The 15,187-nt window shown below is 66.3% G+C and carries 15 protein-coding genes; 6 read left to right on the forward strand and 9 right to left on the reverse strand.

Going from position 1 to position 15,187, the window contains the following annotated elements; translation table 11 throughout:
• Positions 1–7 precede the first annotated feature (7 nt).
• The 5 genes from ssuD (at position 8) to AB7531_RS07435 (ending at position 3,688) form a co-directional block, all read left to right on the forward strand.
• Positions 8–1,174, forward strand: a complete 1,167-nt coding sequence (gene ssuD / locus AB7531_RS07415) for an FMNH2-dependent alkanesulfonate monooxygenase (RefSeq protein ID WP_063986101.1) — start codon at positions 8–10, stop codon at positions 1,172–1,174.
• On the forward strand, positions 1,171–1,977 hold the full coding sequence (gene ssuC / locus AB7531_RS07420; protein ID WP_063981196.1) for an aliphatic sulfonate ABC transporter permease SsuC: 807 nt from the start codon (positions 1,171–1,173) through the stop codon (positions 1,975–1,977). The genes ssuD and ssuC overlap by 4 nt, the downstream gene beginning before the upstream one ends.
• A gap of 7 nt (positions 1,978–1,984) precedes the next feature.
• On the forward strand, positions 1,985–2,821 hold the full coding sequence (locus AB7531_RS07425) for an ATP-binding cassette domain-containing protein (protein WP_063981197.1): 837 nt from the start codon (positions 1,985–1,987) through the stop codon (positions 2,819–2,821).
• Positions 2,822–2,853: 32 nt separating this feature from the next.
• Positions 2,854–3,435 (forward strand): flavin reductase family protein, encoded by a 582-nt coding sequence (locus tag AB7531_RS07430; protein ID WP_063981198.1) that lies wholly within the window; start codon positions 2,854–2,856, stop codon positions 3,433–3,435.
• 97 nt (positions 3,436–3,532) lie between these two features.
• Complete coding sequence (locus tag AB7531_RS07435) at positions 3,533–3,688, forward strand: hypothetical protein (RefSeq protein ID WP_028160973.1); 156 nt, start codon at positions 3,533–3,535, stop codon at positions 3,686–3,688.
• A gap of 169 nt (positions 3,689–3,857) precedes the next feature.
• On the opposite strand, the gene AB7531_RS07440 is transcribed toward AB7531_RS07435, so the two are convergent.
• The 9 genes from AB7531_RS07440 to AB7531_RS07480 form a co-directional block, all read right to left on the reverse strand.
• Complete coding sequence (locus tag AB7531_RS07440) at positions 3,858–5,006, reverse strand: M20 family metallopeptidase (RefSeq protein WP_063981199.1); 1,149 nt, start codon at positions 5,004–5,006, stop codon at positions 3,858–3,860.
• Between the two features lie 381 nt (positions 5,007–5,387).
• The gene (gene flbD, locus AB7531_RS07445) at positions 5,388–6,773 is read right to left on the reverse strand and encodes a sigma-54-dependent transcriptional regulator FlbD (protein WP_028153246.1); all 1,386 of its coding nucleotides are present in this window, start codon (positions 6,771–6,773) and stop codon (positions 5,388–5,390) included.
• A gap of 51 nt (positions 6,774–6,824) precedes the next feature.
• Positions 6,825–7,175 (reverse strand): flagellar motor switch protein FliN, encoded by a 351-nt coding sequence (fliN, locus tag AB7531_RS07450; RefSeq protein ID WP_018318401.1) that lies wholly within the window; start codon positions 7,173–7,175, stop codon positions 6,825–6,827.
• A gap of 3 nt (positions 7,176–7,178) precedes the next feature.
• Positions 7,179–7,802 (reverse strand): FliH/SctL family protein, encoded by a 624-nt coding sequence (locus AB7531_RS07455; RefSeq protein WP_063981200.1) that lies wholly within the window; start codon positions 7,800–7,802, stop codon positions 7,179–7,181.
• Complete coding sequence (gene fliG / locus AB7531_RS07460) at positions 7,802–8,893, reverse strand: flagellar motor switch protein FliG (protein WP_028153248.1); 1,092 nt, start codon at positions 8,891–8,893, stop codon at positions 7,802–7,804. Before fliG ends, AB7531_RS07455 begins: the two co-directional genes overlap by 1 nt.
• Before the next feature lie 17 nt (positions 8,894–8,910).
• Entirely contained in the window at positions 8,911–10,521 is a 1,611-nt protein-coding gene (gene fliF, locus AB7531_RS07465; RefSeq protein ID WP_166080900.1) for a flagellar basal-body MS-ring/collar protein FliF, read from the reverse strand.
• A 188-nt stretch (positions 10,522–10,709) separates the two neighbouring features.
• Positions 10,710–10,985, reverse strand: a complete 276-nt coding sequence (gene sciP, locus AB7531_RS07470; protein ID WP_002714638.1) for a CtrA inhibitor SciP — start codon at positions 10,983–10,985, stop codon at positions 10,710–10,712.
• A gap of 372 nt (positions 10,986–11,357) precedes the next feature.
• Entirely contained in the window at positions 11,358–12,065 is a 708-nt protein-coding gene (locus tag AB7531_RS07475) for a flagellar hook assembly protein FlgD (protein WP_063981202.1), read from the reverse strand.
• 13 nt (positions 12,066–12,078) lie between these two features.
• Positions 12,079–13,641 (reverse strand): flagellar hook-length control protein FliK, encoded by a 1,563-nt coding sequence (locus AB7531_RS07480; protein ID WP_063981203.1) that lies wholly within the window; start codon positions 13,639–13,641, stop codon positions 12,079–12,081.
• Between the two features lie 357 nt (positions 13,642–13,998).
• Between AB7531_RS07480 and mnmA the strand changes: the two genes are divergently transcribed.
• Positions 13,999–15,180 (forward strand): tRNA 2-thiouridine(34) synthase MnmA, encoded by a 1,182-nt coding sequence (gene mnmA / locus AB7531_RS07485; RefSeq protein ID WP_063981204.1) that lies wholly within the window; start codon positions 13,999–14,001, stop codon positions 15,178–15,180.
• The last annotated feature ends 7 nt before the right edge of the window (positions 15,181–15,187 follow it).

The following is a 15,187-nucleotide window of genomic DNA, read 5'->3' on the forward strand; positions in this document are numbered from 1 at the left end:
CAAGCACATGAGTAAGCAGTCCAACACCAACATCCTCTGGTTCCTGCCGACCCACGGCGACGGCCGCTATCTCGGCACCGGCATCGGCGGCCGTGAGGTCAACTTCAACTATCTGCGCCAGATCGCGCAGGCCGCCGACCAGCTCGGTTATTACGGCGTGCTGTTGCCGACCGGGCGATCTTGCGAGGATTCCTGGATCGTGGCCTCCTCGGTTGCGCCGTTCACCGAGCGGCTGCGCTACCTCGTGGCTGTCCGCCCCGGCCTGCAATCGCCGAGCGTGGCGGCGCGCATGACCGCGACGCTCGACCGCGTCACCAATGGCCGGCTCCTTGTCAATGTCGTGACCGGCGGCGATCCCGTCGAGAACAAGGGCGACGGCATTTTCCTCGGCCATGACGAGCGCTACGAGGTCACCCGCGAGTTCCTCAGTGTCTATAGCGACCTGCTCGCCGGCAGGACCGTCAATGTCGAGGGCAAGCACATCCATGTCGAGGGTGGCAAGCTGCTGTTTCCGCCGGTGCAGTCGCCGCGGCCGCCGCTCTATTTCGGCGGTTCGTCCGATGCCGGCATCGACGTCGCCGTCGACGCCGTCGACAAATATCTCACCTGGGGTGAGCCGCCGGCTCTGGTTGCCGAGAAGATCGCGAAGGTGAGGGAGGTCGCAGCTGCGCGCGGCCGCAAGCTCTCCTTCGGCATTCGTCTTCACGTGATCGTTCGCGAGACCAACGAAGAGGCCTGGCGCGCCGCGAACGAGCTGATCAGGCATGTCAGCGACGACACCATCGCGCTGGCGCAGAAGAACTTTGCCCGCATGGACTCCGTCGGCCAGCAGCGCATGGCGCAGCTCCATGGCGGCAAGCGCGACAAGCTCGAGATCGCCCCGAACCTGTGGGCCGGTGTCGGTCTCGTGCGCGGTGGCGCCGGCACGGCGCTGGTCGGCGACGCCCAGACGGTGGCGGCCCGCATCAGGGAGTATCAGGACATCGGCATCGATACCTTCATCATGTCGGGCTACCCGCATCTGGAGGAGGCGTATCGCTTTGCCGAGCTAGTATTCCCGCTGCTCTCGCTGGAGCAGCCGAGCAACGTGACCAAACTGCACTTCAATGGCGGTCCTTTTGGCGAAACGGTCGGCAGCGATTACCGTCCGCAGCAGCGAGTGTCCGAGTCATGAGCCTGATTGACAGCGTTTCACTTCCGCGCAGCTTCCGCCTGCCGCGGGTTGACGGCCTGATCCAGTGGATCGTGCCGCTCGCCATCATCGCGGTCTGGCAGGTCGCGAGCGTCACCGGCTTCGTGCCGGTGCGCGTGCTGCCGGCGCCGAGCGACGTCGTGCTCGCGGGCTGGAAGCTGCTGCTCTCCGGCGAGCTCGTCCGCAACATCTGGGTGTCGTTCTGGCGTGCCTCGATCGGCTTCCTGATCGGTGGCGGCATCGGTTTCGCGTTCGGTCTCGCCAACGGCCTGTCGCAGCTCTCGGCCAAGCTCACCGACACCACGTTGCAGATGGTGCGCAACGTGCCGCATCTGGCGCTGATCCCGCTGGTCATTCTGTGGTTCGGCATCGACGAGAGCGCAAAGCTGTTCCTGGTAGCACTCGGGGTGTTCTTCCCGATCTACCTCAACACGCTGCACGGCATCCGCACCGTCGATCCGCAGCTGATCGAGATGGGCCGCATCTACGGCATGACCGACAGCGAGCTGTTCCGCCGGGTGATCTTCCCGGGCGCGCTGCCTTCGATCTTCGTCGGCATCCGCTTTGCGCTCGGCATCATGTGGCTCACCCTGATCGTCGCCGAGACCATCGCGGCCTCCTCGGGCCTCGGTTACATGGCGATGCAGGCGCGCGAGTTCATGCTGATCGACGTCGTCGTGCTCTCGATCCTGATTTACGCTCTGCTCGGCAAGCTCGCCGACAGCGCCTCCCGTGTGCTGGAGCGCCTGACGCTCTCCTGGCACCCCGCCTTCCAGAAACGCTGAGAGTGACATGCAGACAGCTCTTCGTACGGCCCTTCCCGAAACCGAGCTCGCCAGCCGCGCCAATTTCGTGCCGCAGGCACGCGTCGTGCGCGAGGAGCGCCCGGCGCAGACGACAGGCCTGCCGCTCAGCATCCGTGGCTTGCGCAAATCCTACGGCGACAACGAGGTGCTGCGCGGCATCGACCTGCACATTCCCGCCGGCCAGTTCGTCGCCATCGTCGGCAAGAGCGGTTGCGGCAAGAGCACGCTCTTGCGGCTGATCGCCGGCCTGGAAAAGTTCGAGGCCGGCAGCATCAGCTTCGGCCAGGATGTCCAGCCCGAGGACATCCGCGTGATGTTCCAGGAGCCGCGGCTGCTGCCCTGGGCGAGGGTGCTCTCCAATGTCGAGGTCGGTCTCGGCCGTAATCGCTCATCCAGTGATGCGCATGCGCGCGCCGAGAAGGCGCTGACCGAGGTTGGGCTGACCGACAAGCGTGATCAGTGGCCGTCGGTGCTGTCGGGCGGCCAGAAGCAGCGCGTTGCGCTCGCCCGTGCGCTGGTCTCCCATCCGCGTGTGCTCGCCTTCGACGAGCCGCTCGGCGCGCTGGACGCGCTGACCCGCATCTCGATGCAGCGGCTGCTGGAGCGGGTCTGGCGCGACCAGGGCTTTACCGCGATCCTGGTGACCCACGACGTCGCCGAGGCCGTCGCGCTGGCCGACCGGGTCCTGGTGATCGACGAGGGCCGGATTGCCCACGATGTTACGGTTAACACCGCCCGGCCGCGCGAACGCGGCTCCGCCGAGCTCGCAAGCCTCGAAGGCTCGATCCTGAGCCATCTTTTGTCGGCGGACGATCGTACCTAGATACAGGGGAACCCCGCTTCGGGGACCATGCCATGAATGTAGTGCCTCGCGATCTCATGACTGAAACTGCCGTCTCGTCCGCCGATTTCCGCGGCGCCATGCGCCACCTCACCGGCGGCGTCAGCGTCATCACCGCCGGGCGGGGCAAGGACATTACCGGCATGACGGTGACCTCGGTGACCTCGCTGGCGGTCGATCCGCCGACGCTGCTGGTCAGCATCAACCGCGATGCCTCGTCCTTCCCGCTGATCCGCCGCTACGGCGCCTTCGGCGTCAACATCCTCGCGGCTGACCAGCTGGACGTCGCCGAGCGTTTTGCCGGCAAGGGCGGGCTGAAGGGGGCCGATCGCTTTGCGGGCAGCCAGTGGGTCACCGCGGTCTCGGGCGTTCCGCTGCTGGTCGGTGCATTGTCCGCGGTCGATTGCGAGGTCGAGGAGATCGTCGAGCGCCACTCGCATGGCATCGTCATCGGCCGCGTCAGCAGCGTCAGGAATTCGACCCGCAATGCTGCACTGGCCTATTGGCACGGCCAGTACGTGGCGGTCGACCAGGACGAAGACGCGGCGAGGCTCGCCGAGGTCAGCGTTCCCGCCCGCGGCCTGCGCGGCGTTTGATCGCTGCGCTAGGGTGGGCCGCAGGCTGGCCTTTTCCCCGTCATCGCTCTAGAAGCGCCCTGAGCCGCCCCGTCCGGGACGGCCATGGAGCGGAACAATGAAGCGCGTCGCCACCTGGGCCTTCTACGCCATCGGCGCGCTCGCGATCGGCTACCTCGCGCTCTACGCCTATGCGATGTTCAGCGGCCAGCCGATCGTGCCGGGCGACCCCATCCACATCTTCCGCAAGCCGGACGCGCCGAGTTATTCGTGACGGCTCTCTCGACTCGTCATTGCCGGGCTTGACCCGGCCATCCACGTGCAACCACGAATGACGAGTCTCGTAGGGTGGGCAAAGGCGCTCTTGCGCCGTGCCCACCATCTATCCGCGACGACCGAATTGGTGGGCACGCTTCGCTTTGCCCACCCTACGACAGCTTCGCTCACCCCCGCAAAATCGCCAGCGCCAGCGCCTGGGCGCGCGGCACGATGCTGTCGAGCTCGAGATATTCCTCCGGCGTGTGCGCGAGCCCGCCGACCGGCCCGAGGCCGCAGATGGTCGGCGTGCCGACTGCGGCGGTGAAGCCGGAATCGGCGCAGCCGCCTGAAAACTCGCCCTGGAGCGTGGCGAGGCCGACCTGCTTTGCGGCCGCTTGATAGCATTCGAACAGCGCCTTCGACTCCGCGCTCTGCACCACCGGCACGAACTCGCCCTTCACCGTGAGCGTCGCGCTGGTACCCGGAACGTAGGACGTCGCGATGATGGTCTCGATCGCCGCCATGATCCTCGCACGATCCGCCGGATCGACGTAGCGCAGGTCGATCTGGCCCTCGGCTGAGGGCGCCGTGGTGTTCACGGACTGCCCGCCCGAGACGAGACCGACATTCAGCGTGATGCCCTTGTCGAGATCAGTCAGCGCGTGGATATGGACGATCTTGTGCGCGAGCTCGCCGATCGCACTGATGCCCGCGGCGAAATTGGCACCGGAATGCGCGGCTTTGCCGGTGATGGCAAAGTGCATGAAGATGCCGCCCTTGCGGCCGGTGACGATGTTGCCGGTCGGCCGCCCCGGTTCGGAATTGAACACGGCGCGTGCGGCGCGTCCCTCGCGCTCGATCACCGGGCGCGAAGAGGGCGAGCCGATCTCCTCGTCCGAGGTGATCAGTACCTTGATCGGATGCGGGCTGCCGCCGAACTTGTGGAAGGCGGTCGCCACAAAGATGTTCATCACGACGCCGGACTTCATGTCGGCAACGCCGGGTCCATAGGCGCGTTTGCCCTCGATCGTGAACGGACGCCGCCCGGCCTCGCCCTTGCCGAACACGGTGTCGCGGTGGCCCATCAACAGCACCGGCTTCTCGTTGCTGCCGGGTTTGGCGACATCGGCATGGATCGCATCGCCGAAGGTGGCGTTGCTCTCGCGCCGGAACGGAATGCCGTGCTCGGCAAAATGCCGCTCGAACCGCGCACCGACCGCATCGACGCCTTCCTTGTCGTAGGATCCGGAATCGATGTTCACGACATCGCGCAGCAGATCGATCATCGCCTGCCGCTGCGACGCCAGCCAGTCCGTGATTTGAGCTTCCGACATGTGTATCCTCGCGTGGTTCTAGGGCTGTGCTTATAGGGCCTCGCGTAGGCGCGACCTAGTCGCCGGATGCGGTGCGGCCATGTGATAGGTCCCGTAACCCGGATGGAGCGAAGCGAAATCCGGGAATCCCGATCGCGGAGCTAACCCCGGATTGCGCTTCGCTCCATCCGGGCTACGAGATCTCTTACCGTCATCCTGAGGTGCCCGCGAAGCGGGCCTCGAAGGACGACGGCCCGGCTGTGGCCGTGCATCCTTCGAGGCTCCCCATGGGACGCGTTGCGTCCCATGCCTCGCACCTCAGGATGACGGAGTTAGCGTACGTCGCAAATGAAAATGCCCGGGGCTGGCCCGGGCATCTTCGTTCTCAACCAGCGTGGAGACCTACGCCCCCACCATCGGCATCCGCGGATATTCGCCCGGCGTTCCCGCCGGCGTGATCGGGATGCCGCCGTCGGAATATTCGTTGAGCTTGTTGCGCAGCGTGCGGATCGAGATGCCGAGGATGTTGGCGGCATGGGTCCGGTTGCCGAGGCAGTGCTTCAGCGTCTCCAGGATCAGGTCGCGCTCGACGTCGGCGACGGTGCGCCCCACCAGCGCCCTCGTCACCTGCTCGGCGGCCATGGTCGCATGCGCCACGGCCGGGGCGGTCTTGGCGAGGTCGAGGCGGTCGCCGTCGGGTGTGAGGATCGCGTCGGGGCCGATCTCGTCGCCCTGCGCCATCAGCACCGAGCGGTGCATGGTGTTTTCGAGCTCGCGGACGTTGCCCTGCCAGCGGTTGGTGGAGAGCACGCGGCGCGCGTCCGCGGAGATCGGGCGCACCGGCACGCCGTTGGCTTCGGCATATTTCTTCACGAAATGCTGGGCGAGCTCGAGGATGTCGAGGGGACGCTCGCGCAGCGGCGGGATCTTCAGATTGACGACGTTGAGGCGGAACAGCAGATCCTCGCGGAACGTGCCTTCGCGCACGGCTTCCGCCAGGTTGCGGTTCGAGGTCGCGATGATGCGGATGTCCACCGGCACCGGCTTGGTGCCGCCGACGCGGTCGATCACGCGCTCCTGGATCGCGCGCAGCAGCTTCGATTGCAGGCGGACGTCCATCTCCGAGATTTCGTCGAGCAGCAGCGTGCCGCCGGTCGCTTCCTCGAACTTGCCGATGCGGCGCGCGATCGCGCCGGTGAAGGCACCCTTCTCGTGGCCGAACAGTTCGGATTCCAGCAGATGCTCGGGGATCGCGGCGCAGTTGATCGAGATGAACGGCCGCTTGGCGCGGGCCGAGCGGGTGTGGACGTAGCGGGCCAGCACTTCCTTGCCGGTGCCGGATTCGCCGGTGACCATCACCGAGGCGTCGGAGCCCGCGATCTGCTGGGCGAGCTTGATCACCTTGGCCATCGCCTCGTCGCGATAGACCAGCTCGCGGGAATCGTTGGCGACGGCGGCCAGCACCGCGGCGATCAGCTCTGGATCCGGCGGCAGCGGGATGTATTCCTTGGCGCCGGCGTGGATCGCGGCGACCGCGGCGCGGGCGTCGTTGGTGATGCCGCAGGCGACGATCGGCGCGTGGATGTGCTCGGCCTCGAGCCGCATCACGAGGTCACGGATGTCGAGGGCGACGTCGACCAGCAGGAGGTCAGCGCCCTTGCCGCCGCGCAGCACGCGCATCGCCTGCTCGTGATCCTCGGCGTGGGTCACGGTGGCGCCGTTCTCCATCGCGATCTTGGTGGCGGTGGTGAGCTGGCCCTTCAATGTGCCAACGATGAGAAGCCGCATGTCAGTCTCCTGTCCGTCTGGTCGCGCTGCCGCGCGTCATTCCTTGCGCTACTAGCTGCGTTCGGTCTTGATGATTTCGGTCATGGTCACGCCGAGCTTGTCCTCGACCAGGACGACTTCACCGCGGGCGACCAGCTTGTTGTTGACGTAGATGTCGATGGCCTCGCCGACGCGGCGGTCGAGCTCGAGCACGGTGCCGGGCCCGAGCTTCAACAGCTCGCTGACGTCCATCTTGGAGCGGCCGAGCACGGCCGAGACCTGCACCGGCACGTCGAACACGGCTTCGAGGTCGGCGGCGGCGCGCGCCGCATATTCGTCCTCGTTGTAGCCGACGTCCGTACCGGTCGGCGGCATCGGGCCGTTGAGATCGGGCAGCGGGACCTGTCCGTCGGTGTCGCTCATGGCTTAGCTCCCCCTGCGGGACGCGATATAGCGTCCGACCATTTCGTCGATCTTGGCCACGATGGCGCCGCGCTCCAGCACGACGCCGCCGTCGGCCCATTCGATCCGGCAGTCGCCGGTGGCGATATCGGGTTCGGCCAGGATCACCAGCCGGCCCTCGAAGCCGCTCTGCTTGGCGAGCCGCTCCATCTTCTCGCGCGCGCTGTCGTAGAGCGCGTCGTTGATGCGCACGACGAGATGCGGCGTCGCGACCAGGTGCGAGAAGCAGTCCTTGACCAGCGCCATGATCTCGCCGAGCGGTTCGGCAGCGACCAGATCGGCGCACAGCTTGCGCGCCACCGCCACCGCCACGTCGACCGCCTCGGTCTCCATCTTGGTCTCGATGTTGCCGATGCCGGCGGCGACGCCGCGGACACCGATGTTGATCTCTTCCATGGCGAGCGCGACGCGGCGGTCGCTCTCGGCCTTGGCTTCGCGCTGGCCGGCGGCAAAGCCGTCCTGATAGGCGCGCGCCTCGGCTTCCGCGATCTTCTGGGCGATCTCGGCGGCGGTCGCAGCCTTCTCGCGCGGAGACCGCTCCGGCGCTGCGAAGTCGGTGTCGAACAGAAATTTTGCCGGGGCGCCCATCAGTACACCAGCTCGTCGTCGGCGCGGTTCTTGGTCAGCATGATCTCACCCTTGGCGGCGAGGTCTTTTGCGAGGTTGACCAGCAGCGCCTGGGCCTCGTCGACGTCGCGCAGGCGGACCGGGCCCATCGCCGCCATGTCGTCCTGGAGCATCTTGGCCGCGCGCGAGGACATGTTGCCGAAGAAGAAGTTGCGGACGTCCTCGTTGGCGCTCTTGAGCGCGACGCCGAGCTTGTCCTTGTCGACATTGCGCATCAGGGTCTGGGCCGAGCCGGAATCCAGCTTCACGAGGTCGTCGAAGGTGAACATCAGCGCCTTGATGCGCTCCGCCGATTCGCGGTTGTCCTCTTCGAGCGAGGTGATGAAGCGGGTTTCCGTCTGGCGGTCGAAATTGTTGAAGATTTCCGCCATCACCTCATGGGCGTCGCGGCGGCGGGTCTGCGACAGGTTGGACATGAATTCGGTGCGCAGCGTCTTCTCCACGCTCTCGATCACCTCCTTCTGCACCGCCTCCATCTTCAGCATGCGGTTGACGACGTCGAGCGCGAGCTCCTCGGGGAAGATGCCGAGCACGCGCGCGGCGTGTTCCGGCTTCAGCTTCGACAGCACGACCGCGATGGTCTGCGGATATTCGTTCTTGAGGTAGTTGGCGAGGACCTCTTCCTGCACGTTGGAGAGCTTTTCCCACATGTTGCGGCCGGCGGGGCCGCGGATCTCGTCCATGATGCCGTTGACGCGCTCCGGTGGCAGGTACTGCTGCAGCAGCCGCTCGGTGGCGTCGAAATTGCCCATCAGCGCGCCGGAAGCCGACATGCGCGAGACGAATTCGAGCAGCATGTCCTCGACCGTGTCGACCTCGACGGTGCCGAGCGTCGACATTTCCAGCGAGAGCTGGCGGACCTCGTCGTCGTCGAGCATCGACCAGATCTTGCCGCCATATTGCTCGCCCAGCGCCAGCATCAGGATCGCGGCGCGCTTGGGACCCGTCACCGCTTCGGTCTTGCCGCCCGCGCGGCTGCCCTGGCGGGCACCGAGCGTCGAGATCACGCTGGTGATGTCGTTGGAGTTGGCGTTTTGCAGGTTGCCGGCCATGTCAGTTCACTTCTCGATTATTTCGCGGGTTCGGTCAGCCATTGGCGGATGATGGCGACGGTTTCGTTGGGGTTGCGCTCGGCGAGCTCGCCGACGCGATGGACGGACTGGGCATGGACCTGGCCCTGAATGGTGGCGACGTCGATCGCGCTCGCGGCGCCGCCCGGCAGCAGCGCCTGCCCGGCAGGCGCGGCCTCCTCCGAAGCGGCGGGGCCGGCGAGGGCGCCGGAGATCGCGGCGGCGACCTCCTCGGAGGCGAGGATGCGCTTGACCAGCGGGCGGATCACCAGGAACAGCACGACCAGGCCGAGCAGCATCATCACGCCGAGCTCGACGAAGTACATGACGTCGTCCTTGGTGAACTGGAGCATGCCAAGGAAGCCGGAGGGCTCGGCGATCGGGGCGGTGGAGGGGGCGTCGGCAAAGCGCAGGTTGACGACCTCGACCTGGTCGCCGCGCTTCTGGTCGAAGCCGATCGCCGAGCGCACCAGGGTGGCGATGCGGTCGAGCTGTTCCTTGGTGCGGTCCGTGTAGGCGAGCTCGCCCTTGTCGTTCTTGGAATAGATGCCGTCGACCAGCACGGCGACCGAGATGCGGTTGACCCGGCCGGCCTCGGTCACCTCGGTCTTGGTGGTGCGGGAGATCTCGTAATTGTTGGTCTCTTCGGTCTTCTTGCTCTGGTCCTTCGCCGTCGGACCGCTGTTCTGCTGGCTGCCGGGCAGCTCGTTGTTGACGGTGACCTGGCCATTGTTGTCGGCGGTGAGACTGCTCTCTTCCCGGGTCTGGCTCGAGCGCAGCACGCGGCCCTCGGGATCGAACTTGTCCGAGGTCTGGGTGATCTTGTTGAAGTCGAAATCGGCGGAGAGCTGGACGCGGGCGCGGCCGGAGCCGACCACGGAGGAGACGATGTCCTCGACCTGCTTGCGGATCCGCTTCTCGAAGGCGGTGCGGCGCTCGTCGCCGACCGCCTGCTCCGGATCGGTCGCGGCGCCGTCGGCGAGCAACGAGCCGGCCTCGTCAACGATCGAGACGCGCTGCGGCTTCAGCCCGTTGACGGCGGAGGCGACGAGGTGACGGATGGCGCGGATCTGCTGGGCCTCGAGCGAGCCGCGGACCCGAACCACGATCGAGGCCGACGGCTCCGGCGCCTCGCGCGAGAACAGCGGGCGCTCGGGCAGCACGAGGTGGACGCGGGCGGCCTGGATGCGGTCGATGGCGCGGATGGTGCGGGCGAGCTCGCCTTCGAGTGCGCGGAGATGGTTGATGTTCTGGACGAAAGAGGTGGTGCCGAGCGCATCCGACTTGTCGAACACTTCGTAGCCGACGCCGCCGCCCTTGGGCAGGCCGCCCTCGGCGAGCTTCATCCGCAGGCGGGTGACCTTGTCCTTGGGCACCATGATGATGCTGCCTTCATTGCGCAGCTCGAACTGGATGCCCTGTCGCTCCAAATCCTTGATAATGCCCGAAGAATCCTCGACCGAGAGGTCGGTGAACAGCGTCGTCATCTGCGGCGTGGTCACGCGCATGATGACGAACGCGAAGAAGCCGATGAGCGCGGCGGTGACCGCGATCATCGCCCCGAACCGGGCGGCGCCGATACCCTTCAAAAAGTCCGCAAGACCTTGCAAGCAACCGCCCCGAAGCTTCGACCCGCAACCGAGCGGTCGACTGGGCAATTATTGCCTAGGTGATGGTTTCGATATGGTTAACGAAGGTTAAGAGCTGGGACAAAAGTCGCGCCAAAAGGAAACATGAAAAAAATCGGCCTCGCGGTGCGAGGCCGATTTTCGTCAAAAGCTGCAGATTTCCGGATCGCTTACTGGCGATATTGCTGGATGCGGGTGGTGCGAAGACCCGCCAGACCGTGCTGGTCGATGGAAAACTGCCAGGAGAGGAATTCGTCGACCGTCAGGGTATAACGGCTGCAGGCCTCCTCGAGGGAGAGAAGTCCGCCACGCACAGCGGCGACGACTTCGGCCTTGCGGCGGATGACCCAGCGTTTGGTGCCGGGTGCGGGCAGATCTGCGATCGTCAGCGGACTGCCGTCCGGCCCGATGACGTATTTTACCCTCGGGCGATGGGGTTCTGTCATGGCGTACTCACAAACTCTCAACCACTGAACTCACGCCGTAACCCTACGCGTGCGGGCTTAAAAATCCGCTAAGCCTAAGGCTTCAATACAATTCTCGTTGAAAATGGCTGGAACACAGCCGGCCCGGAGGGCTGGACACCATGATCCGAGCCGTCCGAGCGGGGTCTTCGTAAATACTTTACTAACGAATGGAGCCAGCGAAGCCCCAACTGTCGTCCCGGGGCGCGCGTAGCGCGAGCCCGGGACCCATAACCCCAGGGAGTAATTTGACGACGACTCGGGGTTACGGTCTCACGCGAAAACGACGTCCTGTGGTGATGGATCCCCTGAGTTCGCGGGGATCACATCTCGTGCGCGGCGAGGCGCGCGCCTTTAGTTGCTGCTGGTGGCGATGATGCTCTTCACCTGGCTCAGGGTGTAGCTGGCACCGTCGATGGTGAGCAGCGGCGGCGACTGGGTCAGGTCGACGGACGACACCACGCCCTGCACCTGCGCGGCGATGCCGACGTTGTTGTTCGCGACATCCTTACCCGTCGCCGTGATCGTGTACTTGCCGTCCGGCCATTGCGTGCCGTCATTGCCCATTCCGTTCCAGGTGAAGGGAATGTCGGTGCCGGCGGCGGCGGTATATTTGCCGGTGAACACGGTCTGGCCGGTGGAATTGGCAACGGTGATGTCGACGGTCGAGTCGCTGGGTACGTTGAGATGCCAGGTCGCCGACGACTTCGTCATGGTCGCGGTCGAGCCGTCGACCAGCGCGGTCTTGCCGACGAAGCCCAGCGCCTGGGTCGCCTGCGTGGTCTGCTGCAGGGTGACGAGCTGGGACAGCGAGTCATTCGTCTTGAGCTGCTGCTCGACGCCGGCGAACTGCACCAGCTGCTGGGTAAACTGGTTGGTGTCGAGCGGATCGAGCGGGTTCTGGTTCTGCAGCTGCGTCGTCAGCAGCGTCAGGAAGGTCTGGAAGTTGCCGGCCAGCGTCGATCCCGTGCTCGAGCTCAGCGAGTTCGACGAGGACGACTTCGGGACGTCGGTGGTCCCGGAGACGGGCGTCGGGGCGGTGGCGGCATTCGTGGTGGTCATGTTCGAATACTCCTCACACTCTGATGTCGACGCCGCTGCTCGATCCGAGCATGCGGCCGTAGCCGCGCCCGACGGGCGCCGCAGCAACGGTGTCGTCTTCGCTGATGATCAGCCGGCGGGCATTGCCGCCATTGTCGTTGTTCTGGCCGGAATTCTGGCCCGATGAATTCTGGTCGCGCAGGCTGAAGGACAGCCCGTTGCTGCCGGTCTTGAGGCCGGCATCGTCGAGCGCGCGCTGCAATTGCGGCGCGTCCTGCCGCAGCATCTGCAACGTCTCCGGCTTCTCGACGGTGAGATGCGAGGTGACCTGGCCGTTGCGGTCGACATTGATGCGGACGTCGATGCGGCCGAGGTCGATCGGATCGAGGCTGATGTCGAACCGCGTCTTGCCGGCGCGCGCGGCCGCGGCGATCTCGACCGGCACGCCGCTGATCGGCACGGGCGTGGAATTTGCCGCGGTCGCGGTGAGCGTCGCGGTCGATGCGGTGGCGGCCGACGTCGTGTTGGTCAGCGGCGCCTGGATGGTGGAGGCGGCCTGCGCGCTGGTGTCGGTCGTGGGCACTGCGGCCTGCGTGCCGGCATGCGCGTGTGTGGTTGCCGTCGCCGGCGTTGCGTCGGAGCGGTCGGAGGCGCCGGTCTTCGCGTCGGCCGGGTTCGCCTCGGCCTGCGGCTTGGCGGCTTGCCCATGCGCGGTCGTCGCCGCGGTTTGCGTGGCGTTCGCCTTGCCCGCGTCCTGGCCGATATTGGAGACGTCGCTTTCGCGTTGCGCGGTCGCGACGGCCTTGAACGAAGGCTTCGGCGTGCCCTGGTCCACTGCGGCGACCAAGCCGCCATTGGTCTTGGCATCGGTCGCGGTGCCGTCGGTCGTGCCGGTGGCGGCATCGCCCAGCGTTGTCGTCGTGTCGGTATCGACCTTGGCACCCGCGGTCTTGGCGCTCTTGTCGCTCGCCGTGGCAGTGTCGGTCTTGCCGCCTGCGATCTGCGCCGCGGTGGAGGCGCTGGCGGCGATGCCGGCTGCCGCAATCGTCAGCGGCGAGGCGGCGGCATCGCCGGCCTGGCTCGCGGCCGCGTTCGGATCGACCGGCACCACGGGCGGGGCCACCAGGATGGCGTTCGGATCGGGCACGGCGACCTGCGTCGCGTCGGGCTGCACGGCGGCATCGACGGTGGCGGCAACGGTGCCGTCGGTCTTGTCGCCCTTGGTGCCGTCGGATTTCTCCGACGATTTCGCGTCGGAGGTCTCGGACTTGTCCTTGGTCGGCTTGGCCGGATCGGCCGTCGCGTCGTTCGCGGTGGGGGCCGATGTGTCGGTGTCGTCGTTCGCCTTGCTCTGCGAGGGCTGGTCGGTCGCGGCGGTATCGCGCGGGCCCTTGTCTGGGGCGGACGACGACTCGGTCCGGCGCGGCGCGGTGTCCTGCGGCGGCGCGTTGTTGCTGATCGCCTGGGTGTTGCTGTCGACCAGCGAGCCGAAGGAGTCGTTGCTACACGTGTCCTTGGAGCTCTGCGACCGGGCAGGCTTTTGCTGCGCGCTCTGGACTTGCACGCTGGCTGCTACGTCTGACGCCCGACCGACCACGGAAAACCTCTTGGAAACATCTTCGGCATAGAGGTAGCAAGGAGCGGGCCAGCTTCCTGGAGATCTATTTTATCTAGCAAAATCAATTAATTGGGTGATTTTCGCCGCCGCCGCGAGGAACGCAAGAGCCCCGCCATTTCTGCCTCCCCGGCAAGAATTGCCCTAAGCGGCCGCCCGCGTGATTGCTTCACCGGAATGCGGCCTATATTAAAGAGCTGCTCTCAGCCGCTTTCGACCGGGCAGTCGTGCCCCCGGGGGAACCAAAGTTCCCGGGGAGCGTCGATGTCCCGCCGGAAGCCGAAGAATGTCCAAGTCATCGCGGATCGCGAACGCCGCCGTCACAACGCTTTAAGGCCCATGCTGAACAGTCTGGATCTCGAAGGCCGTCCTGAGGACACCAGGGTCGTCGTTGCCATGTCGGGCGGCGTCGATTCCTCGACGACGGCTGCGCTGCTCAAGGCCGAGGGCTATGACGTCGTCGGCATCACGCTGCAGCTCTACGACCATGGCGCGGCGACCCATCGCAAGGGCGCCTGCTGCGCCGGCCAGGACATCCACGACGCCCGCGACGTCGCCGCCAAGCTCGGCATTCCCCATTACGTGCTCGACTACGAGGATCGCTTTCGCGAGTCCGTCATCGACAATTTCGCCGACTCTTACGCGCTCGGCGAGACGCCGGTGCCGTGCATCGAGTGCAACCGCTCGGTCAAGTTCCGCGACCTCCTGAAGACCGCGCGCGAGCTCGGCGCGCAGGCGCTCGCCACCGGCCATTACGTCGCCTCGCGCCGCCGCGACGACGGCTCGCGCGCGCTGGTCTGCGCGGCCGACAGCGATCGCGACCAGAGCTACTTCCTGTTCGCGACCACGCAGGAGCAGCTCGACTTCCTGCGCTTCCCGCTCGGCGACATGACCAAGCCCGAGACGCGCGAGCTCGCGCGCCGCTTCGGTCTCGCGGTTGCCGACAAGCACGACAGCCAGGACATCTGCTTCGTGCCGACCGGCCGCTATACCGACATCATCACCCGCCTGCGTCCGAACGCGATGGACCCCGGCGACATCGTCGATCTCGACGGCCGCGTGCTCGGCCGGCACAACGGCATCGCCAATTTCACCGTCGGCCAGCGCCGCGGCCTCGGCATCGCGGCTCACGCACCGCTGTTCGTGGTGCGGCTGGATGCTCCGGGCCGCCGCGTCGTCGTCGGCCCGCGCGATGCGCTGAAGATGCACCGCATCGTGCTGCGCGACGTCAACTGGATCGGCGACGGCGACATCGACCGCGCCATCGGCGCCGGCCTCGAGATGTTCGTGCGCGTCCGCTCGACCCGCAGCCCGCAGCCGGCCTGGCTGCGCGGCGGCAACGGCCATTACGAAGTCGAGCTCGTCGCCGGCGAGGAGGGCGTCTCGCCCGGCCAGGCCTGCGTGTTCTACGACGCGCCTTCGGGCCAGGCGCGCGTGCTCGGTGGCGGCTTCATCCAGAGCGCCGCCGCGAAAGTCGCAACGAGCACTGCGAGGCCGCTGGTGGAAGCGGTACGCGGCTAGAAAATTT

This window comes from Bradyrhizobium sp. 63_E2_N1_3 (assembly GCF_052076005.1).
GTDB classification, from domain to species: domain Bacteria; phylum Pseudomonadota; class Alphaproteobacteria; order Rhizobiales; family Xanthobacteraceae; genus Bradyrhizobium; species Bradyrhizobium barranii.

Bases quoted from the DNA above. Each gene is read 5' to 3' on its own strand.
- ssuD (WP_063986101.1), top strand. From the start codon at position 8: ATGAGTAAGCAGTCCAACACCAACATCCTCTGGTTCCTGCCGACCCAC.
- ssuC (WP_063981196.1), top strand. From the start codon at position 1,171: ATGAGCCTGATTGACAGCGTTTCACTTCCGCGCAGCTTCCGCCTGCCG.
- AB7531_RS07425 (WP_063981197.1), top strand. From the start codon at position 1,985: ATGCAGACAGCTCTTCGTACGGCCCTTCCCGAAACCGAGCTCGCCAGC.
- AB7531_RS07430 (WP_063981198.1), top strand. From the start codon at position 2,854: ATGAATGTAGTGCCTCGCGATCTCATGACTGAAACTGCCGTCTCGTCC.
- AB7531_RS07435 (WP_028160973.1), top strand. From the start codon at position 3,533: ATGAAGCGCGTCGCCACCTGGGCCTTCTACGCCATCGGCGCGCTCGCG.
- AB7531_RS07440 (WP_063981199.1), bottom strand. From the start codon at position 5,006: ATGTCGGAAGCTCAAATCACGGACTGGCTGGCGTCGCAGCGGCAGGCG.
- flbD (WP_028153246.1), bottom strand. From the start codon at position 6,773: ATGCGGCTTCTCATCGTTGGCACATTGAAGGGCCAGCTCACCACCGCC.
- fliN (WP_018318401.1), bottom strand. From the start codon at position 7,175: ATGAGCGACACCGACGGACAGGTCCCGCTGCCCGATCTCAACGGCCCG.
- AB7531_RS07455 (WP_063981200.1), bottom strand. From the start codon at position 7,802: ATGGGCGCCCCGGCAAAATTTCTGTTCGACACCGACTTCGCAGCGCCG.
- fliG (WP_028153248.1), bottom strand. From the start codon at position 8,893: ATGGCCGGCAACCTGCAAAACGCCAACTCCAACGACATCACCAGCGTG.
- sciP (WP_002714638.1), bottom strand. From the start codon at position 10,985: ATGACAGAACCCCATCGCCCGAGGGTAAAATACGTCATCGGGCCGGAC.
- AB7531_RS07475 (WP_063981202.1), bottom strand. From the start codon at position 12,065: ATGACCACCACGAATGCCGCCACCGCCCCGACGCCCGTCTCCGGGACC.
- mnmA (WP_063981204.1), top strand. From the start codon at position 13,999: ATGCTGAACAGTCTGGATCTCGAAGGCCGTCCTGAGGACACCAGGGTC.